The sequence below is a fragment of the Streptomyces sp. NC-S4 genome, from assembly GCF_054353315.1.
In genome coordinates this window covers 5,985,454-6,005,433 of sequence record NZ_CM135937.1, presented here as the reverse complement: position 1 = coordinate 6,005,433, position 19,980 = coordinate 5,985,454, and the positions used below count along the sequence as shown (strand labels likewise).

Annotated in this window: 19 protein-coding genes; 7 read left to right on the top strand and 12 right to left on the bottom strand. The window is 72.8% G+C overall.

Annotated features, from left to right (window positions below; genetic code table 11):
- The first annotated feature begins 24 nt into the window (after window positions 1–24).
- Entirely contained in the window at window positions 25–204 is a 180-nt protein-coding gene (locus tag ACXNSR_RS27215; RefSeq protein WP_458638036.1) for a DUF6191 domain-containing protein, read from the top strand.
- Here the strand turns inward: ACXNSR_RS27215 and ACXNSR_RS27210 are convergent.
- The 6 genes from ACXNSR_RS27210 to ACXNSR_RS27185 form a co-directional block, all read right to left on the bottom strand.
- Window positions 167–3,235 (bottom strand): helix-turn-helix transcriptional regulator, encoded by a 3,069-nt coding sequence (locus tag ACXNSR_RS27210; RefSeq protein WP_458643405.1) that lies wholly within the window; start codon window positions 3,233–3,235, stop codon window positions 167–169. The genes ACXNSR_RS27215 and ACXNSR_RS27210 overlap by 38 nt on opposite strands.
- Window positions 3,236–3,294: 59 nt before the next feature.
- Window positions 3,295–3,495: a hypothetical protein gene (locus ACXNSR_RS27205; RefSeq protein ID WP_458638035.1), complete on the bottom strand. Its 201-nt coding sequence runs from the start codon at window positions 3,493–3,495 to the stop codon at window positions 3,295–3,297.
- A 166-nt stretch (window positions 3,496–3,661) separates the two neighbouring features.
- Window positions 3,662–4,252: a hypothetical protein gene (locus ACXNSR_RS27200; protein WP_458638034.1), complete on the bottom strand. Its 591-nt coding sequence runs from the start codon at window positions 4,250–4,252 to the stop codon at window positions 3,662–3,664.
- Window positions 4,253–4,373: 121 nt separating this feature from the next.
- A complete protein-coding gene (locus ACXNSR_RS27195) occupies window positions 4,374–4,928 on the bottom strand; it encodes a GNAT family N-acetyltransferase (protein ID WP_458638033.1) in 555 nt (184 codons plus the stop codon).
- Window positions 4,929–4,967: 39 nt separating this feature from the next.
- Window positions 4,968–7,217 (bottom strand): MMPL family transporter, encoded by a 2,250-nt coding sequence (locus ACXNSR_RS27190; RefSeq protein WP_458638032.1) that lies wholly within the window; start codon window positions 7,215–7,217, stop codon window positions 4,968–4,970.
- Between the two features lie 197 nt (window positions 7,218–7,414).
- Window positions 7,415–7,813, bottom strand: a complete 399-nt coding sequence (locus ACXNSR_RS27185) for a cupin domain-containing protein (protein ID WP_458638031.1) — start codon at window positions 7,811–7,813, stop codon at window positions 7,415–7,417.
- Window positions 7,814–7,866: 53 nt separating this feature from the next.
- Between ACXNSR_RS27185 and ACXNSR_RS27180 the strand changes: the two genes are divergently transcribed.
- The 3 genes from ACXNSR_RS27180 to ACXNSR_RS27170 all read left to right on the top strand — a co-directional run bounded on the left by ACXNSR_RS27180 (window position 7,867) and on the right by ACXNSR_RS27170 (window position 9,731).
- A complete protein-coding gene (locus ACXNSR_RS27180; RefSeq protein ID WP_458638030.1) occupies window positions 7,867–8,673 on the top strand; it encodes a GNAT family N-acetyltransferase in 807 nt (268 codons plus the stop codon).
- A 77-nt stretch (window positions 8,674–8,750) separates the two neighbouring features.
- Entirely contained in the window at window positions 8,751–9,251 is a 501-nt protein-coding gene (locus tag ACXNSR_RS27175) for a DinB family protein (RefSeq protein WP_458638029.1), read from the top strand.
- 207 nt (window positions 9,252–9,458) lie between these two features.
- On the top strand, window positions 9,459–9,731 hold the full coding sequence (locus ACXNSR_RS27170) for a hypothetical protein (protein ID WP_458638028.1): 273 nt from the start codon (window positions 9,459–9,461) through the stop codon (window positions 9,729–9,731).
- A gap of 168 nt (window positions 9,732–9,899) precedes the next feature.
- On the opposite strand, the gene ACXNSR_RS27165 is transcribed toward ACXNSR_RS27170, so the two are convergent.
- Entirely contained in the window at window positions 9,900–10,634 is a 735-nt protein-coding gene (locus ACXNSR_RS27165; protein WP_458638027.1) for a siderophore-interacting protein, read from the bottom strand.
- 142 nt (window positions 10,635–10,776) lie between these two features.
- Here ACXNSR_RS27165 and ACXNSR_RS27160 point away from each other — a divergent pair, with 142 nt between their 5' ends.
- The 3 genes from ACXNSR_RS27160 to ACXNSR_RS27150 all read left to right on the top strand — a co-directional run bounded on the left by ACXNSR_RS27160 (window position 10,777) and on the right by ACXNSR_RS27150 (window position 15,574).
- The gene (locus tag ACXNSR_RS27160) at window positions 10,777–12,891 is read left to right on the top strand and encodes a penicillin acylase family protein (protein WP_458643404.1); all 2,115 of its coding nucleotides are present in this window, start codon (window positions 10,777–10,779) and stop codon (window positions 12,889–12,891) included.
- On the top strand, window positions 12,888–13,508 hold the full coding sequence (locus ACXNSR_RS27155) for a GNAT family N-acetyltransferase (RefSeq protein WP_458638026.1): 621 nt from the start codon (window positions 12,888–12,890) through the stop codon (window positions 13,506–13,508). Before ACXNSR_RS27160 ends, ACXNSR_RS27155 begins: the two co-directional genes overlap by 4 nt.
- A gap of 245 nt (window positions 13,509–13,753) precedes the next feature.
- Complete coding sequence (locus ACXNSR_RS27150; RefSeq protein WP_458638025.1) at window positions 13,754–15,574, top strand: protein kinase domain-containing protein; 1,821 nt, start codon at window positions 13,754–13,756, stop codon at window positions 15,572–15,574.
- Window positions 15,575–15,733: 159 nt separating this feature from the next.
- Here the strand turns inward: ACXNSR_RS27150 and ACXNSR_RS27145 are convergent, their stop codons facing one another.
- Genes ACXNSR_RS27145 through gatC form a run of 5 tightly spaced genes read right to left on the bottom strand, consistent with a single transcriptional unit; the run spans window position 15,734 to window position 19,866 of the window.
- Window positions 15,734–16,249 carry a hypothetical protein gene (locus ACXNSR_RS27145; RefSeq protein ID WP_458638024.1) on the bottom strand — a complete coding sequence of 172 codons (516 nt, stop codon included), beginning with the start codon at window positions 16,247–16,249 and terminating at the stop codon, window positions 15,734–15,736.
- Window positions 16,250–16,300: 51 nt separating this feature from the next.
- Complete coding sequence (gatB, locus tag ACXNSR_RS27140; protein WP_458638023.1) at window positions 16,301–17,812, bottom strand: Asp-tRNA(Asn)/Glu-tRNA(Gln) amidotransferase subunit GatB; 1,512 nt, start codon at window positions 17,810–17,812, stop codon at window positions 16,301–16,303.
- A gap of 16 nt (window positions 17,813–17,828) precedes the next feature.
- Window positions 17,829–18,074 (bottom strand): hypothetical protein, encoded by a 246-nt coding sequence (locus ACXNSR_RS27135; protein ID WP_030010588.1) that lies wholly within the window; start codon window positions 18,072–18,074, stop codon window positions 17,829–17,831.
- Window positions 18,071–19,564: an Asp-tRNA(Asn)/Glu-tRNA(Gln) amidotransferase subunit GatA gene (gene gatA, locus ACXNSR_RS27130; RefSeq protein WP_388268343.1), complete on the bottom strand. Its 1,494-nt coding sequence runs from the start codon at window positions 19,562–19,564 to the stop codon at window positions 18,071–18,073. The genes ACXNSR_RS27135 and gatA overlap by 4 nt, the downstream gene beginning before the upstream one ends.
- A gap of 5 nt (window positions 19,565–19,569) precedes the next feature.
- Window positions 19,570–19,866 (bottom strand): Asp-tRNA(Asn)/Glu-tRNA(Gln) amidotransferase subunit GatC, encoded by a 297-nt coding sequence (gatC, locus tag ACXNSR_RS27125; RefSeq protein ID WP_030010586.1) that lies wholly within the window; start codon window positions 19,864–19,866, stop codon window positions 19,570–19,572.
- Window positions 19,867–19,980: the final 114 nt, after the last annotated feature.

The following is a 19,980-nucleotide window of genomic DNA, read 5'->3' as shown; positions in this document are numbered from 1 at the left end:
GGGACGTAGAGGGCGGTGGGCACGGTGTTCAACATGATCGAGGAGCTGTTCAACCCGGGACGCAAGCACACGAACGAGGAGAAGAAGCGGCTGGAGCTGTCCCGGACCGACGTCAATGACAACGATCCGGGACGGGGCCCGATAGACCTCGACTCCGGCAAGGTGCTCATACGCCTGGACGAGCAGCCTGCGGACGAGGGCTGACCGGGGCCGACGGGGCGAAGAGACGCAGCCGGTGGGCGAGGGCGGCCGCCTCGCCGCGGCCGGTGACACCCAGCTTCGCCAGGATGTTCGATACGTGGACGCTGGCCGTCTTCGGTGAGATGAAGAGCTCTTCGGCGATCTTCCGGTTGGTGCTGCCGGCCGCCACCAGACGCAGCACGTCCCGCTCGCGGCTGGTCAGCCCGAGCGCCTCGACCGGATCGGTCTCCGGGGCCTGCGGGGCGGCGGAGCTGTCGGTGGCGCTCAGCGGGAGGCGGGCGCGCCGGGCCAGAAGGCCCAGGTCCTCGCGCAGGGTGCGCGAGCCGAGCCGCTCGGCGGTGGCGTAGGCCTCGCGGAGCAGGGCGGCCGCGGGCTCCCGGTCACCGGCGGCCAGCAGGGCCTCCGCGAGCCGGTGGCAGGCGCGGGCCAGCAGGTACGGGCGCTCCAGCGGGCGGACGGCCCGCTCGACGGCGGTCCAGTCGGCGACGGTGTCCCGGGCCTCGGCACGGAGCAGCTCGGCCCGGACGTACTCGGCGTGGGCGGTCCACACCGGGACCGGGGTGGCGAGGCAGCGGGCGGCGGTGCGCAGCACGTCCAGAGCCGCGTCCCGGCCGGCCTCGGCGGCCGGGAGTCCCCGGGCGTCCGCCTCCGCGGTGGCGGCGGCGAGCAGCAGCGGCCAGGCGTAGCGGTGCTGACCGAGCGGGAATCCGCCGGCCGCGGCAGCGGAGGCCTCGGCGCGGACGTCGGCGATCCGGCCTTCCGCCGCGGCCACGCCGATCGTGAGGCGGTGGAGCGGGATCCGGTGCTGGGGCTGGGGCTGGGCCCCGTGGCTGCCGAAGTGGACGTGGGCGGCGGCCAGCTGGTGTGCGGCCTCGGTCAACTCGCCCCGGCCCAGTGCCAGATAGGCCAGCCGTGCGGAGGCGCAGCCGCGCGGGGCCGCGCTCCGGCCGACGAGCAGGGTGCGCCGGGCCGCCTCGGCGGCCTCTTCCCAGCGGCCGAGGCTGTAGAGGCTCTCGGCCTTGTTCCCGCAGACCCAGGCCTCGCTGTCCATGAGCCGGGATCTGCGGACCAGTTCGGCCCCTTGTTCGGCCAGTTCCACGGCTTCGCGGGACCGGCCCAGACTTTCCAACTGAGAGGTGAGATTGATATGCGCAGTGCCCGCCAGCATGGTGAGCCCGAGCTCCGTGGCCCGTTCCCGGACCGCGTGCATCTCGGCGAGACCGCCCGGAGCGTCGCCGGAGTCGGTGAGCAGTGCTCCGACCGTGATCCGGGCGTTGAGCTCGGTCTCCTCGGCGCCGACCATCCGCGCGTACTCGACGGCGCGTTCGGCGGCGGCGAGGTTGCCGGGGCCCGGCTTGTGGAGCATGCCCCAGCTCGCGGCCCGGACCAGGACCTCGGCGTGCACCTGGGACGGGGGCAGCCCCCGGACGAGGTCCTGCGCCCTGGCGATCTCCTCCCAGCCGTCGCCGCGCCCGAGGCCGACGATCAGCCGGGAGCGCTCGGTCCAGAACCAGGCGGCCCGCAGCGGGTCGGGGTCGTCCTCCAGCAGGCGCAGCGCCGTCTTCGTGATCTTCAGGGCGCGGTCGCGCTCGCCGCCGTAGCGCGCCGCCACGGTGGCCTCGGCCAGCAGGTCGAGCCGCTTGAGCGCGGTGGTGGCCGGGTCGCAGCCGCACGGGGGGTACACCTCGGTGTAGTCCGCCGGGCGGAGCGCCTCGCGCACCCCCTCCGGGGCGCTGTCCCACAGGTCCATGGCCCGCTCCAGCAGGCGCAGTTGCTCCGAGTAGGCGTGCCGGCGGCGGGCCGCCACGGAGGCGGCCAGCACGGCGGGCAGCGCCTGGGCGGGATCGTTCGCGTGGTACCAGTGGCTGGCCAGCCGGATGACCCGCTCCTCGGCGCGGACCAGCGACCCGTCGGCCTCCATGGCCTCGGCGTAGCGGCGGTTGACGCGGGCCCGCTCCCCTGGCAGCAGGTCGTCGCTGACGGCCTCGCGGACCAGGGAGTGCCGGAAGCGGTAGCCGTCGCCGTCGGGGGTGGCGAGGAGGATGTTGGCGCCGACGGCGGCGCGCAGCGCCTCGATCAGCTCGTCCTCGGTGAGCCCGGCGACGGCGCGCAGCAGCGGGTACTCCACGGTGGAGCCGCCCTCGGCGACGATGCGCACCAGCCCCTGGGTCTCGTCGGGCAGCACCTCGACGCGGACGAGGAGCAGGTCGCGCAGGGATTCGGTGAGTCCGGTGCGGCAGCCGCTCGCCTTGGAGGCGACGAGTTCCTCGACGAAGAAGGCGTTGCCGTCCGACCGGTCGAAGACGGAGTCCACGAAGTCCTCGTCGGGCTGCGCGGCAAGGATGCCGGAGAGCTGGCGGCGCACCTCGGCCCGGTTGAAGCGGGACAGCTCGATGCGCCGGACGGTGCGGAGCCGGTCGAGTTCGGCGAGGAGCGGGCGCAGCGGGTGGCGCCGGTGCACGTCGTCCGCGCGGTAGGTGGCGACGATGACGAGCCGGCCGCTGACGAGGGTGCGGAAGAGGTAGGAGAGCAGGTGCCGGGTGGAGGTGTCCGCCCAGTGCAGGTCCTCCAGGACGAGGACGACGGTGCGGTCGGCGGCGAGGCGTTCCAGCATCCGGGCCGTCAGTTCGAAGAGCCGGGCGGTGCTCTCCTCGTCGTGCGGGCCGCGCGGGGTGTCGCCGAGTTCGGGGAGGATGCGGGCGAGTTCGTCCTCCTGGCCGACGGCAGCGGCGGCCAGTTCCTCGGGAAGCAGCCGGTGCAGGGTGCGCAGGGCCGTCGAGAACGGGGCGAAGGGAAGGCCCTCCGCCCCGATCTCCACACAGCCTCCGACGGCGACGACGGCCCCGCGGCGGTCCGCCTCGCAGAGGAACTCCTCGGTGAGGCGGGTCTTGCCGACTCCGGCCTCTCCCCCGATCAGCATCGCCTGCGGTTCCTGCCCGGCGGCCCGGGTCAGTGCGTCGGTGAGTACGGCCAGTTCATCGGCTCGGCCGACGAACACCGGGCTGACAGATCTGGTCTCCACGCCGCCGAGCATCGCACAGACGTCCTGTCCGGCGGCACTCACCACCGCTGCACTTCTCATCACGTGTCAGTTCACGCGGTGTGCGGCGCGGAGCACGCCGAGCGGGCGGAGCGGGTGAACCGGCTCCGGAGCGTTCTCACCCGCCTCCGGTGTTCCTGGTCCGGAGAGGAGGCGCGGTGCGCCCGTCCCGCCGCCCGGGCCGTGCGGTATTCGGCCGCCTCACGGAGGAGGTCGGTGCTGCGGACCGCGTTGGTGATCTCGTACTCGAACATCTCTGCTCCCTGGTCGCGTTGCTCGGGCACCTCGTTCGGTGTGATCCAAGATTCGCGCCCCAGGGGGCACCGGCACATCGGTCGCATGCCGCATCTGCAGGGGGCAGGGGGTCTTAGTCCGGGGCCCGGGAGCCCCGGTCCGGTCCGTGCGGGCCTAAGGCAGTACCTAGGCGCCGGCTCCGGCCGCCTTGGGGATGGCGAGGAGGAGGTCGAAGTACATGAGGACGAAGAGCAGCACGCCGAGGGCGCCCAGTCCGATGCCCGCCCAGGAGACGGACCGCACCCAGGTGGGGAGGGTGCGCTCGGGGCTGCTGAAGGCGGGGAGGGCCAGCACGAAGGTGGCGATGATCAGGGCGAGGGCGGAGAAGACGCCGTTCACCATCGCGGTGGTGTGCCACGGGTCGACGAACTGGGCGGCGATCTGCGCGTTGGCGTCGGCGGCCTGGGTCAGCTCCAGCCGGGCGGTGACGCTCGCACGCTCGGACACGATGCCCGCGACCCAGCTGCCGCTGAGGGCGACGACGCCGAGACCCGCGGCGACGATCGCGAAGGCTGCGGAGCCGACATGGCCGGGCTCCCGGTCCTCGGCCCGGTCGTCGGCGAACGCCTCGTCGTCCGGGTCCGTGTCGGTGACCTCGTCGGTGACCGCGGAGTCGGCCTCGGCCTCGGCCGGCTGGGGGGTCTCGGCCTTCTTGAGGTCGGCCGGGGTGGTGTCCGCCTCGGCGGCGTTCGGGGCGGGGGTCTTCGTGGTGTCCATGCGGGGCACCGTAGGCGCCCTGTCTGAGAGTTTTCTGAGAATCCGCGGGTGCCCGCCGCCGGGGGCCCCGCGGTCGGCGGAGCCCGTGGCGGGCCGCCCCCGGACCGGGCCCGGGGCGGGCTCAGGCGGACCGGGTCGCGGCCCACTCGTGGGAGAGGATCGACCAGATCTCGGTGTCCTGGCGGACCCCGCGGTGGAGGTGGTTCTCCCGCAGGACACCCTCGCGGGTCATCCCGAGGCGCGCGGCCACGGCGAGGCTCTTCTTGTTGCCGGAGGCCGCGTGCCACTCGACGCGGTGCATGCCGCGCTCGCCGAAGGCGTAGTCGATCAGGACCCGGCAGGCCTTGGTGACCAGGCCCCGGCCGGCCGCGTCGGGCTCCAGCCAGCAGCCGATCTCACAGTTGCCGTTGTCCGCCTCGAACGCCGGGAAGAGGACCCCGCCCACCAGGGTGCCGTCGAGCCTGATGCCGAAGAACCGGGCGCCGTCCTCCGCCGCCGTCGCCGCGTACTTGGCGAGCAGGGCCCGGGCGGAGTCGAGGTCGGCGGCCCGGTCCGGGAAGCCGATGTACTGCCCGATGAACTCGCGTCCGCGCTCCATGTGCGCGAAGAACTCCTGGGCGTGCCGGGCCTCCAGCGGGAACAACAGGGCGTCTTCGGCGAGGTCCATCGAGAACATGCTGGGGCTTCCTTGGGGCTCGGGCGGCGGGTGGCCGGATCACCGGGAGGCGGGGGCGGGCTCGGCACCGTCCTCTCTCGTGGCCGGGTCCGCGGCGGGCCGCTGCTTCGGAAGTCTCGCATGCGGGCGGTGTTCGGGGGGCTCGATGCTGATCCGGGGCAGGCGCCGGTCGAGCCAGGCGGGCAGCCACCAGTTGGCCCCGCCGAGCATGTGCATCAGGGCCGGGACGAGGAGGGTGCGCAGCACGAAGGCGTCGAGGGCGACGGCCGCGGCGAGCGCGATGCCGAACATCGCGATGATCCGGTCGCCGCTGAGTACGAAGGCCAGGAAGACGGAGATCATGATGACGGCCGCCGAGTTGATGACCCGGCTGGTCTCGGCGAGGCCCACGCGCACGGCCCGCCGGTTGTCACCGGTCTCCAGCCACTCCTCGTACATCCGGCTGACGAGGAAGACCTGGTAGTCCATCGACAGTCCGAAGAGGACGGACACCATGATCACGGGCAGGAAGGGTTCGATGGGGCCGGCGCTGCCCAGGCCCAGCAGCTCGCTGCCCCAGCCCCATTGGAAGACCGCGACCACGACGCCGAAGGAGGAGGCGACGGCGGCGACGTTCATGGCCGCCGCCTTGAGCGGGATGCCGATGGAGCGGAAGGCCAGCAGCAGGAGCACGCACCCGAGGGCGATGACCACACCGACGAAGAGCGGCAGCTTGCCGATGATGACCTCGGCGAAGTCGTCGTAGGCGGCCGTCACACCGCCGACGTGGACCTCCATGGAGTTGCCGTGCCCGGCGGCCGGGATGACGTCCTGGCGGAGTCGGTCGACGAGGTCGCTCGTGGCCCGGGACTGCGGGGCGGAGTCCGGTACGACGGTCAGGACGGCGGTGTCGCCGCTGCGGTTGAGGACGGCGGGGCCGGTGGAGGCGACGCCCTCGGTCGTGCGCAGTGCCTGCGCCAGCCGGTCCACGGCAAGGCGGTCGCCTGCGCCGTCCAGCCGGGCGACGACGGTGAGCGGGCCGTTGGTACCGGGGCCGAAGCCCTCCGCCAGCAGGTCGTAGGCCTGCCGGGTGGTGGAGGTGGCCGGGTTGTTGCCCTGGTCGGACGTGCCCAGGTGGAGGGACAGGGTGGGCAGGGCCAGCACCAGCATGACCGCGGTGGCGAAGGCACCCAGCAGTTTGGGGTGCCGCTCGACGAAGGCGGACCAGCGGGCGGCGAAGCCGGAGGTCTGCTCGGGGCGCGGCCCCTCGGCGGCGAGCCTGCGGCGCTCGCGGCGCGAGAGGGCGCGCATGCCTATGTACGAGAGGAGGGCGGGCAGCAGGGTGACCGAGGCGGCGACCGTGAGGACCACCGTCACGGAGGCCGCTATCGCGACGCCGTTCAGGAAGTTCAGCCGCAGCACCAGCATGCCGAGCAGTGCGATGCAGACGGTGGCACCGGCGAAGACGACGGCCCGGCCGGTGGTGGCGACGGCGTTCACGGCCGCCTCCTCGACCGTGCTGCCCCGCGCCAGGCCCTTGCGGTGCCGGGTGACGATGAACAGCGCGTAGTCGATGCCGACGCCGAGGCCGATGAGGGTGCCGAGCATCGGGGCGAAGTCGGCGACCGGCATCGCGTGGCCGAGCAGGGTGATGCCGAAATAGGCGGTGCCCACGCTGACCAGGGCGGTCGCGATGGGCATCAGGCTCGCGGCGAGCGAGCCGAAGGCGAGGAAGAGGACCAGGGCCGCGACGACGACTCCGATGACCTCGGCGAGGTGCGCGGTGGGGGCCTCGGTGAGCTGGATGGCGCGGCCGCCCAGTTCGACCTGGAGGCCGCCGGCCTCGGTGGTGGGGTTCTTGGCCGCGTCCACGACCGCCCTGGCCTGGGCCTTGGGTACGGAGTCGGCCTGCTGGTCGAAGGTCACCACCGCGTAGGCGGTGCGCCCGTCGGGGCTGATCCGGGCGGCGCTCTCGGGGCCGGGACCGTAGGGTCCGGCGACCGAACCGACGCCGGGGAGCCCGGCGACGGCCTCCAGCGCCCTGGTCATGCGCTGCTCTATGTCCGGGGTGCGCACGCTCTGCCGGTCCGGGGCCCGCCACACGATGGTGTCGGTGTCGCCGCCCTGGCCGTGGAAGGCCTCGCGCAGGAGGGTGTTCGCCCTGCCGGACTCGGTGCCGGGGACCTCGTAGTCGTTGGAGAACGCCGACCCGGCGGTCACTGCGGCCGTCGCGGTCCCGCCGAGCGCGAGCAGCCAGATCAGGACGGCGAGGAGGCGGTGGCGCATGCACCAGCGTGCGATTACAGCCAACGGACGTGCTCCCTGGTGGTTCGGATCTTTACCGGGAGGCAGCCCGTCGCAAAGAACGCATGAACGCGTGAAGCCCCGGCCGGGGCTCCGGGGGATCACCCCGGGAAGGCTCGGCGCAGAGGGTCTACACCTTCCACGATCTCAGCGTTCAGTGATCGTTGGCCCGTTTCGTGTGCATCGTCACAGCGCGGGGACCTCTAGGCACCGGCCTCCGGCCGGGTTTCGGGCTCGTCCACCCGGTAGCCCGGGATCGAGGGCCACCGGACGGTGAGGACGACGGCGTCCTCCTCCGCGTACCAGGAATGGTCGACGCCGCGCCCCCAGAGCACGTAGTCCCCCTGCTCGGCGAGGACGACGGTGCGCCCGGGGAACTCCAGCCGGAAGCGTCCGCTGATCAGCACCAGCAGTGCGGTGCGCTTCTCTGCGGTCGCCCACCGCTCCCGTTCGTCGCCCTTCGGGTGGACGCCCCATTTGATCTCCACGTCCTCGCTGTGACGGGGGTCGGAGGGGTCCTTGAAGTGGCCGAGGAGCCAGCCGCGGTCGGCGGCGGCGTCGGGGGTGGCCTTGCCGGTGTAGATGGTGGAGTCGTGGTTCACGGGGTGAGGCTAATGCAGTTGTGGCGCCTGCCCGGCACTGGTGAGCTGGGACGATGACGATCGATCTTGATGAACTGATGAAGGTGCGCGCCCGCTTCGACGCCGAGGTGCGCGAGGGTGCGCTGGCGGACGCCCCGCGGGCGAACGTGGAGCGGGCGGGTGCCGTCGTACGGCACGTCGCGCCCGCGCTCGGCTGGAACGGCGTGCTCTGGTCGGACCTGGACGAGGCGACGGCGGACGCGGAGATCACGGCGCAGGTGGCGTTCTTCGCGGGGCGCGGCTGTCCGGAGTTCGAGTGGAAGCTGTACGACTACGACCGGCCGGCCGACCTCGGGGACCGGCTGCGGGCGGCGGGCTTCGTGCCGGAGCCGCCCGAGACCCTGATGGTGGGCCTGACCTCCGAGCTCGCGAAGCTGCCGGTGGAGCCGCCGGAGGGGATCACCCTGCGGGTGGTGACGGACGAGGAGGGCGTCGACCTGATGATGCAGGTCCACGCCGGGGCCTTCGGGACGGAGCGGCCGCGGATCCGGGAGCAGCTGCTCGACAAGCTCCGCGAGGAGCCGGAGACGATCGCCGCGGTGCTCGCCATGGCGGGCGGGACGCCGGTGAGCGCCGCCCGGATGGAGATGCGGCCGGGCCTGGCCTTCGCGGGCCTGTGGGGCGGCGGCACGATCCCCGAGTGGCGTGGCCGGGGCATCTACCGCCTGCTGGTCGCCCACCGCGCCCGCCTTGCGGCGGAGCTGGGCATCGCCTACCTGCAGGTGGACGCGTCGGACGACAGCCGCCCGATCCTGGAGCGGCTGGGCTTCGGGGTCCTGGGCGTGACGGTGCCGTACATGTGGACCGACGGCGCCTCGTAGGACGGGGCGGGACCGGCTCCGCGCCCGCCCGGGCGCAGCCCTATGCCCGCCCGGGCGCAGCGGGCAAGATCGCTGCCATGGAACGCATCAGCCCGCCCCTGACCGGGGACGAACGCGAGACCCTCAGGACCTTCCTCGACTACCACCGGGCCACCCTCGCCTGGAAGTGCGAGGACCTCACCGACGAGCAGTTGCGGCGCGCCTCGATGCCCCCGTCCACGTTGTCCCTGCTGGGGCTGGTCCGGCACATGGCCGAGGTCGAGAGGCACTGGTTCCGCCGCGTCCTCGACGGCGAGGACCTGCCGCACCTGTGGTCGGACACCCACGACTTCCAGGCCGCCTACGACGCCTCCGGCTCCAGCCGGGCCGAGGCGTTCACCGCCTGGCAGGAGGAGATCGCGCACGCCCGCCGGATCGAGGCCGCGGCCGGGTCCCTGGACGTGACGGCGTACGTGCCGAGCTGGGAGGAGGAGGCCTCGCTGCGTCTGGTGATGCTGCACCTCATCCACGAGTACGCCCGCCACAACGGCCACGCCGACTTCCTCCGCGAGGGGATCGACGGCACCACCGGCACCTGACCGGGGGAAAGGCTCCTGCGGGTGCGTGTGGCAGGGGGCTGCTCTAGCGTCGGACGGAGGAGGGGATTCCCTGCCGAGCCGGTCCGGGCCGGGGACCCTGGCCCCTGGGGCCGGAACCCGGCCGCGTGGGCTCGGCGCCGTTCCCGCGCGGATCCGGCACCTGCCGGTACCGGGCCGTGCGGCGATCCCGGAGAGCAGGTGCGTCCCATGCGCATGTCGACCCGTATCGCAGGTGTCCTCAGCGGCCTGACCCTCGTGCTCGGTGGGGCGGCCCTCGCGGCCCCCGCCGCTCACGCGGACGTCTCGGCCTGCATCAACCAGGTCGAGCGGGAGCTGCAGGGCGGCGAGGCCCCGCAGTCCGTCCGGTCGGCGTGTTCCGCCGGGTACGCCGGTGAGCAGGCGCAGTGCGTGAGCGGGCTGACCAAGAGTGGTGTGACCAACGGGACCGCGGTGAGCGCCTGCAAGGCGTCCGCCGAATAGCCCGGCCCGACCACCTCCGCGGCGCCACCACCTCCGCGGCCCGGCCACTGCACGGCCCGTCCGCCCCACCGGGTGCCGGACGGGCCGGGCGGCCGCAGGCCGCCTCGGGCACCGGGCCGGCTCGGGCACCGGGCCGCCTCGGGCACCGGGCCGCCTCGGCCCTCGGCCTCAGGCTCCCGGCCGCCAGTAGCCCAGCGCGTTCACCCGGTGCTTGGGCAGCGCGAGTTCCTTGCGCAGGTACGCCGTCAGGGCGCGCGTCGTCACCGTGTCGCAGGCCAGCCAGACGTACGCCGCCTCCGGGTCCGTGGCCAGTGCGGGCAGCTCGGCGCGCACCCGGTCGGCCAGGTCCGTACCGCTGCGCCGCACCCGGCGTATGTCGTGCCGGCCCGGCTCCACCCGCATCGGCAGCCGCTCGTCCGAGTCGTGCTGCGTCTCGAACCAGATGGTCGCCGGGGTCTCGGGGTACGTGTCCAGCAGCGAGTTGATCGCCGGGAGGGACGCGGAGTCCCCGATGACGAGCAGTCGCTGCGGGGCCGGCGCCGGCGCCGTGAATCCGGTGCCCTGGACGGTGGCCTCGACCGTGTCGCCCGGCTTGGCACCGCGCGCCCAGGCACTGGCCACCCCGTCGTGCAGGGCGAACTCGAAGCTGAAGGTGCCCGCTTGGGGATCCGGGTCCACCAGCGTGTACGCCCGCTGGTGCGGCTTGCCCGCGCCCTGGAACCAGACGCGTACCCACATCGTCGGGTGCAGCGATTCACCGGCCGCCGCGAGCAGCCCGCCGTCCGTGAAGCTCACGCGACGGTAGTTCTCCGTCAGGTCTTCCGCTCCCGTGACCGTGAACGTGAAGTCCTTGCCCCGCATGAGCTTGAGGACCACGCCCTCCCAGCCCTTGCCGACAGCCATGTCCAACCCCTCCCCTGACACCCCTATAGTTAGGTCAGCCTAACCTAAACGTGCGACGGGGAAGAGTGTGAGCAGCGTGAGCAGTGCCAGCAGCGGGAACGGCGACGCCCGGTCGTACGGAGCCGACCCGGGCGAGCCCCCCGTGGAGACCCCGGAATCCTACGGTGTTCACCGTGACCGGTGGGGCATCCCCCACCTGCGGGCGTCCGACGAACTCGGGCTCGTCCACGCCCAAGGCCGCGTCACCGCCTTCGACCGCGCCTGGCAGCTGGAGGTCGAACGGCACCGTTCCGAAGGCTCCAGCGCATCCTTCCTCGGCGCGGACGCCGTCACCTGGGACCGCTTCGCCCGGCAGTCCCGGCTGGCCGACACGGCCCGCCGCTGCTACGAGGCCATGGAGGCCGACGACCCCGCCACCGCCGCCTGGGTGCGCGCGTACGTGGACGGCGTCAACGACGGACTCGCCGCCGGCGCCGCCCGCGACGAACGCTTCGCGCGCACGGGTCTGACCCCCACCCCCTGGGAACCGTGGGTGCCGCTGGCCATCTGGATCGCCACGCACATCCTGTTCGCGGGTTTCGCCACCAAACTGTGGCGCGAGCGCGTGGCCCGCGCCCTCGGCGACGAGGCCGTCACCCTCTTCGCCACCGACGGCCCCGGCACGGCCGGCAGCAACGGCTGGCTGGTGCCGGGCGACCGCACCACCACCGGCTCGGCGATCATCGCGGGCGACCCGCACCGCTTCATCGAAGACCCTGGCGTCTACCAGCAGATACGTCTCTCCTGCCCCGAATACGACGTGCTGGGCCTGGCCGTCCCCGGCGTCCCCGGCCTCGGCCACTTCGGGCACACCGGCACCGCCGCCTGGGCCATCACCAACGCGATGTCCGACTACCAGGACCTGTACGTCGAGCAGTTGCGCCGCGGTGAGGACGGCACCGTCTGTGCCCTCGGCGCGGACGGCGCCTGGGAACCCGTCTCCCGCCACACCGAGACCATCACCGTGGCCGGCGGCGACGACGTCGAGGTGGAGATCCTGGAGACCCCCCGCGGCCCGGTGATCATCCACGCGGACGGCGACCTGGGGGCCGACCCCGACACCGAGGCGCACGCGGACGGCAGCGCCCAGACCCTCTCCCTGCGCTACCCGCCGCGGGTCCGCCTGGACCTCGGCTTCGCCGCCCTCCCCGCGCTGCTGCGCTCCCGCACCGTCGCCGACATCGACCGCGCCTTCGACGGCTGGGCCGAGCCGGTGAACGTCGTCCACGCCGCCGACTCCGAGGGCGGACTGCTGCACCGCGTCGCGGGCGCCGTGCCGCTGCGCCACCGCACCAACCGGCTGCGGCCCGTGCCCGCCTGGGACCCGCAGCACGCCTGGCAGGGCTGGGCCCCGACCCCCGCGGAGCCGGTACAGGGCTTCGCCGTGATGGCGAACGCGCGCGGGATCGCCTCCCCGCTCGGCGTGGAGTTCGCGCCCCCGCACCGCGCCGACCGCATCCGCGAGCTGCTCAGCGGCTCCGCGGACTGGTCCCCGAAGGCGATGGCCGACGTACACCGGGACACGCACCTGGCCTCGGCCGCGCCCCTGCTCGCGCTGCTGCCCGGATTCGAGGACTTGACGCCGGCCGCGCAGGCCCTGCGGACCCGGCTGCTGGCCTGGGACCGGCACATGGCGGCCGACAGCACCGACGCCACCGTCTTCTCGGCCTTCCGCAGCGCGACCGTACGCCGCTTCGCCGCCGACCCCGTCTTCGAGGGCCTGTGGGGGGCGCCCACGGGCCCGGCGGTCTTCCACCCGTGGCTGTACCTGGTCCCGCGGATCGGCTACGCCCTCGAGGGTCTGCTCACCACGTCCCTCGTCCCCGGCCTCGACCGCGCGGCGCACGTCCGGGCAGCCCTGGAGGAGACGGCCGCGGCCGACGCCCCCGACACCCCCTGGTCGGAGGTCCACCGCCTCACCCCCTGGCAGGCCGTGCCCGACCTGGAGCCGGCCGAGTGGCCCGGCCTCGGCGGCGACCACGACTGCGTGAACGCCACCTCCACCGTCCCCGGCTTCACCGACCTCACCGCCCGTGCATCGGCGGCCCGTTACGTCTGGGACCTCGCCCGCCGCGAGGACAGCCTCTGGGCGGTCCCGCTGGGCGCGGACGGCGTCACCGGCGCACCCCACCACCGCGACCAGCTGCCCCTGTGGGCACAGTGCGAACTCGTCCCCGTCGTCACCGACTGGGCCCAGCTCACCAAGGAATCGATGTGACCTCCGCCCCCTCCGCCGTCTCCGTCGGACAGCCCGTGTTCACCCGGGTCGTCGAGGGCTTCGGCACCGTCGCCATCACCCCCGTCGACCCGGCGGCCGACTCCGCGCTGATCCACAGCTGGGTCACGCAGGAGCGGGCCCGCTTCTGGGGCATGGGCGAGGCCAGTCGCGAACTGGTCCAGGAGATCTACGAGGACGTCGACCGCCGCACGACGCACCACGCCTTCATGGTGAGCCGCGACGGCGAGCAGGTCGCCCTGTTCCAGACGTACGACTGCGCCGAGGACCGGGTCAGCGAGTGCTACGAGGTCCAGCCCGGGGACGTCGGCGTGCACCTGCTGATCGGCCCGACCACGGGCGCGGCCGAGCACGGCTTCACCGGCTCCCTGATGACCGTCTTCATCGCGTTCGTGTTCTCCGACCCCGCCGCGCGGCGCGTGGTCGTGGAGCCCGACGCCCGCAACGCCAAGGCCATCTCCCTCATGGAGCGCACCGGCTTCGTGCTCGGACCGCACGTCGTGCTCCCGGAGATCGACCTGCCCGAGGTCTACCTCCCCGCCAAGCCGGCGCAGCTGGCCTTCCTCACCGCTCCGGGGGCCGCGCCGGCGGCGGGCTGACCGGAGCCGCCCCGTCGACCGGGCGTCCGGCGAACGGCGGCCGCCCCTCGGGCGGCTGCCGGGAGCCGGGCGCCCGGTGGCATGTCCGGGCCCTGCCGGCGTGCGCCACCGGTCGACGAAGGCCGCCGAAGGTCCGCCGAGCGGCGCAAGGGTGAACCCGGGCGGGGATTCCCGATTCCGATTGACCTCGCGCGCCTCCCCACTGGAAGCTGATGGCCTCTCAAAGTGCCTTGAGGTGGGGGACATTGACCAGTCAGAACCTGCACATCGGCCCGGACGCGGCGGCCGACCGGTATCGTCTGCTCCGCTCGATCGGGCGCGGCGGGGAGGCCGTGCTCTATCTCGCCGAGATCGAGCTCGCCGGCGGATCCGAACCCGTGGTCGTCAAAGTGCTCGACTCCAAGACGACCATCACGCCGGACGTCTTCGACCGGATCAGCCAGAAGTGGAACGAACAGGCCGAACTGCTGCGGTTCGTCCACCGGCCCGGTGTCGTGGGCGTGCGCGAGCACTTCGAGGGGCCGCCGATCCACCGGCCCGGTGAGTCCTCGACCCTGAGCGGGCGGGCGCTGGTCCTGGTCATGAACCACGTCGACGGGCTCGACCTGCGGGACTGGCGGGCCGAGCGGACGCTGGCCACCCCCGCCGAGCGGCGCGAGGTGATGCGCACGCTGGAGCAGCTGGCCGACGTCCTGGACTGGCTGCACTCGGGGAAGGCCACCCCGTCGGGACGTCAGGTCGTCCACGGCGACCTCTCCCCCGGCAATGTGATGGTCGACGCGCACGGGCAGGCCACCCTGGTGGACTTCGGCCTCAGCAAGCTGACCGCCGACCACCAGACGGCCGAGGTCTGGTTCACCCCGGGCTACGCGGCGCCCGAGGTCTTCGACGGCAAGCGGACCCCGGGCACGGACCGGTACGCCTTCGGGGCGATCGCGTACTTCCTGCTGAGCGGGGAGTCCCCGCCCGCCACACCGGAGCAGCTGGCGCAGGCGCTGACCGCGCTGCCGCAGATCTCCGTGCTGGACGCCGAGCAGCGGGCGCGGATCACCGCGATCTGCTCGGCCGACCCGGGGAAGCGGCCGGTGAACCTGGCCGGCTGGATGAAGGACGTCCGCCACGCGGTGGTGTCCACGACCACCGCGACCTCGCAGCGGGCCGCACAGGAGGCTCCGCCCAGGCCGGCCGCCCCACCGCAGCCGGCGGTCCCGCCGCAGCCCGTCACCGCACCGCCGGTGGCGCCGCCGCCCGCGTACGCCCCGACGGCGCAGTCCGTGCAACCGGCGCCGCCCGCGCAGCCGGAGCCGGTGCAGGCCCAGGTGCCCGCCGGGTACGGGCCCACGTACAACCTCACCCCGGGCCCGGCCCCCGCCCCCGAGCCGCCGCGTCCCGCCAGGAAGCGGCGGACCGGGCTCGTCCTCGGCTCGGTGGCCGCGGTGCTGGTGCTGGCCTCCCTGGCCGTCGTCGGCGTACAGCTCCTGGGCGACAGGGACAAGGAGAACGCCGCGGGGGGCGAGAAGCCCGGCGGGGCGAGCGCGCCGCAGGTGCCGGCGTCGGCTTCCGCGCCGTCGGCGCGGGCGACCGGGTCCGCCGAACCCACGCCCTCCGAGGCCTCCCCCGGGGAATCCGCCACCGCGGAGGCCTCGTCGAGCCCCGGCACACCGGGCTCGGTGAAGGACAGCAACGTGGCCGACCTGACCGTACTGTCGTCGGTCGGAGCGGTCCGGCACTTCGAAGTGGGCTCGGCGAAGCTGAACACGAAGGAGTACGGAGCCGCCCTCCTCGGCAGCTGCTATTACGGTGCGACGATCGAGTACGACGTGAACCGCGCCTGGTCCACGCTGGAGTTCACCGCCGGCGTCGACGACGGCTCGACCATGGAACAGGCCCGCGTGACCATCTCCGTGGACGACAAGCCCGCCCTCTTCTCCGAGGCGGTCCACCTGGGCAAGCCGGTCACCAAGTCCCTGGACATCAAGGGGGCCCTGCGCCTGCGGCTGAAGGTGGAGGAGGGCTGCCGCAACAGCGGCAACGCCGTCATCGCCGCCCCGGTCCTCAAGCGCTGACGACGGCGGGCTCCGACAGGAACGCGCGTCCCGGCGCGGCCCGCCCGCAGGCCGGGCGCCCGGCGAACGGAAGCTGCCCGGTGGGCAGTTCCGCGACCGGGCGCCCGGCAGGGCGACCGCCGGTCCCCGCTTCCCGGGCGGCACCGGGGCCGCGGTGCCTCAGCCCACGCCGAGGTCGGCCCGCATGGCTGCCCGCATCTCCCGGAGCGGGTCCCAGATCGCCTGCTGTGCCTCGACCGCCGACTCCATCGACTCCCCCGCCTCCGGAGTGCCCCGCTCCAGGCGCTTCACCTGCCCGTAGACGGCGGTCAGGGCGTAGTGGACCACCGTCGCGGGCGCGAGGACCGGGCCGGGGGCAATCATCTGCGCCTCTGAGTAGCGGTCGCGGAAGGCGTCCTTCGCGGCGTCGAGCGCGCCCCGGTCGGCGTCCTCGACCCCGCGTTCCCGCAGGGCGTGCAGATGCCGGTTGAGGGCGGTGGTGAACTGCCGGGCGTCCCGGTTGAGGTCCGCATAGCACGTGCGCCGCAGCGTCCGGTTCTCGCGTTTCTCGTCGTGGGCGCGCACGAGCTCGATCTCACGGCGCTTCGTGCGCTCCGCACCCCGCTGGGTGAGCAGCGCGCCGCCCAGTGTGCCCGCGACGCCCACTACCGCGATGACCATCGAACCGATCTCCACCGGCGCATCCCCCGACTCCATCGACCGCGTGCCCGTCGTACGAAACGGGGACTACTCGGAGACGCCCAGGCGCTCCAGGATGAGCTCCTTGACGCGCGCCGCGTCGGCCTGGCCGCGGGTGGTCTTCATGACCGCTCCGACCAGGGCGCCCACAGCGGCGATCTTGCCGCCGCGGATCTTGTCCGCGATGGCCGCGTTGCCCGCGATGGCCTCGTCCACGGCCGCGCCGAGCGCGCCCTCGTCCGAGACGACCTTCAGGCCGCGCTTCTCGACGACCTCGTCCGGGGTGCCCTCACCGGCGAGGACGCCTTCGAGGACCTTGCGGGCCAGCTTGTCGTTGAGCGAACCGTCGGCGACCAGGGCCGCGACCCGGGCCACCTGGACCGGGGTGATCGGCAGCTCGTCGACGACGACGCCCTGCTCGTTGGCGTTGCGGGCCAGCTCGCCCATCCACCACTTGCGCGCGGCGGTCGAGTCGGCGCCGGCCTCGATGGTGGCGACGATGGAGTCCACCGCACCCGCGTTGAGGATCGACTGCATGTCGTGCTCGCTGACGGCCCACTCCTCGCGGAGCCGGTTGCGGCGCACCCGCGGCATCTCGGGCAGACCGGCGCGCAGCTCCTCGACCCAGTCACGGGCCGGGGCGACGGGGACCAGGTCGGGCTCCGGGAAGTACCGGTAGTCCTCGGCGTTGTCCTTGATGCGGCCGGCCGTGGTGGAGCCGTCCTCCTCGTGGAAGTGCCGGGTCTCCTGCACGATCGAACCGCCCGACGAGAGCACCGCGGCGTGGCGCTGGATCTCGAAGCGGGCCGCGCGCTCGACGGAACGCAGGGAGTTGACGTTCTTGGTCTCCGAGCGGGTGCCGAACTCGGACTCGGGGGTCGGGCGCAGCGACAGGTTCACGTCGCAGCGCATCTGGCCCTTGTCCATGCGGGCCTCGGAGACGCCGAGCGCCTTGATGACCTCGCGCAGCTCGGCGACGTACGCCTTGGCGACCTCGGGGGCCCGCTCGCCCGCGCCCTCGATGGGCTTGGTGACGATCTCGATGAGCGGGATGCCGGCGCGGTTGTAGTCCAGCAGGGAGTGGGACGCGCCGTGGATACGGCCGGTGGCGCCGCCGACGTGCAGCGACTTGCCGGTGTCCTCCTCCATGTGGGCGCGCTCGATCTCCACGCGGAAGATCTCGCCGTCCTCCAGCTGGACGTCCAGGAAGCCGTTGAAGGCGATGGGCTCGTCGTACTGGGAGGTCTGGAAGTTCTTCGGCATGTCCGGATAGAAGTAGTTCTTCCGGGCGAAGCGGCACCACTCGGCGATCTCGCAGTTCAGCGCGAGACCGATCTTGATGGCCGACTCGACGCCGATCGCGTTGACGACCGGCAGGGAGCCGGGCAGACCGAGGCAGGTGGGGCAGGTCTGCGAGTTGGGCTCCGCGCCCAGCTCGGTGGAGCAGCCGCAGAACATCTTGGTCTTGGTGCCGAGCTCGACATGGACCTCGAGGCCCATGACGGGGTCGTACGAGGCGAGAGCGTCCTCGTACGAGAGCAGTTCGGTGAAGGTGGTCACGGTGAAACTTTCCCTCTCAGCCCAGCAGGACGTCGTCGTCGCCCAGGCGCTTCAGCTCGCGGTACAGGATCGCGAGGCCGGTGACGATGGCGGCGGCGGACACGGCGGCGTCGACCAGCTTCAGCACGTCGTGCTCGCTGCGGGCCTTCTTGACCTGCTTGATCACGCTGATCGCGCCGAAGGCGGTGGTGCCGATCGACAGGTAGGTGCCGGTCTTGGACTTCTTGAAGCCCTTGGCCTTGGTCAGTGCACTGGTGCTCACAGGGACGGTGCCTCCTCAAGCAGCGGGTGACCCCAGCGTGCGACGAAGGCCGCCTCCACGGCGGCACCGACCTTGTAGAGCCGGTCGTCCTTCATCGCCGGGGCGATGATCTGGAGCCCGACCGGGAGACCGTCCTCCGGTGCCAGGCCGCAGGGGAGCGACATGGCGGAGTTGCCGGCCAGGTTGGTCGGGATGGTGCACAGGTCCGCGAGGTACATGGCGAGGGGGTCGTCGGTGCGCTCGCCGATGGGGAAGGCGGTGGTCGGGGTCGTCGGGGAGACGATCACGTCGACCTGCTCGAAGGACTTCTCGAAGTCCTTCGTGATGAGCGTGCGGACCTTCTGGGCCGAGCCGTAGTACGCGTCGTAGTAGCCGGAGCTGAGCGCGTACGTGCCGAGGATGATGCGGCGCTTGACCTCGTCGCCGAAGCCGGCTTCGCGGGTCAGGGCGGTGACGTCCTCGGCGGACTTCGTGCCGTCGTCGCCGACGCGCAGGCCGTAGCGCATGGCGTCGAAGCGGGCCAGGTTCGAGGAGCACTCGGACGGCGCGATCAGGTAGTACGCGGCCATCGCGAGGTCGAAGGAGGGGCAGTCCAGCTCGACGATCTCGGCGCCGAGCTCCTTGAGGAGCTCCACCGACTCGTTGAAGCGCTGGACGACACCGGCCTGGTAGCCCTCACCGGCGAACTGCTTGACCACGCCGACGCGCATGCCGGCTACGGAGCCGTTGCGGGCGGCCTCGACGACCGGCGGGACCGGGGCGTCGATGGAGGTGGAGTCGAGCGGGTCGTGCCCGGCGATCACCTCGTGCAGCAGCGCCGCGTCCAGGACCGTACGGGCGCAGGGCCCGCCCTGGTCGAGGGAGGAGGAGAAGGCGACCATGCCGTAGCGGGAGACGCCGCCGTACGTGGGCTTCACGCCGACCGTGCCCGTGACGGCGGCGGGCTGGCGGATGGAGCCGCCGGTGTCCGTGCCGATCGCGAGCGGGGCCTGGAAGGCGGCGAGGGCCGCCGCGGAGCCGCCGCCGGAGCCGCCGGGGATCCGGGTGAGGTCCCAGGGGTTGCCGGTGGGGCCGTAGGCGCTGTTCTCGGTGGAGGACCCCATGGCGAACTCGTCCATGTTGGTCTTGCCGAGGATGACGACGTCGGCTTCCTTCAGCTTGCGCGTGAGGGTGGCGTCGTAGGGCGGGATCCAGCCTTCGAGGATCTTCGAACCGACGGTCGTCGGGATCCCGACGGTGGTGAAGATGTCCTTGAGGGCGAGGGGTACGCCGGCCAGCGGGCCGAGCTTCTCGCCGGCCTCGCGCTTGGCGTCGACGGCGCGGGCCTGGGCGAGCGCGCCCTCGCGGTCCACGTGCAGGAAGGCGTTGACCTTCTCGTCGGTGGCGTCGATGCGGGCCAGGTGGGCCTCGGTCACCTCGACGGCCGTGAGCTCGCCGGAGGCGATCTTCTCGGCGGTCTCGGCGGCCGTGAGCTTGATGATGTCGACCATGATTGTTAGTCCTCCCCCAGGATCTGCGGCACCTTGAAACGCTGCTGCTCCTGGGCGGGAGCACCGGAGAGCGCCTGCTCGGGGGTGAGCGACGGACGGACCTCGTCCGCGCGCATGACGTTGGTCAGCGGCAGCGGGTGGGAGGTCGGCGGGACGTCTTGGTCGGCGACCTCGGAAACGCGGGCGACCGCGCCGATGATGTCGCCGAGCTGTCCGGCGAAGTGATCCAGCTCGTTGCTGGACAGCTCAAGGCGCGCCAGCCGAGCGAGGTGGACGACCTCCTCGCGCGTAATGCCAGGCATGCAGCGATCCTCTGGGGGTGGGTGGATGTTTCGTTTCGGACCCAATCCTATGGGGCGCGGCGCTCGGCCTGCGAAACGGTTTGGCCCGGGCCGCTGCTCGGAGCGTCCCGGGCG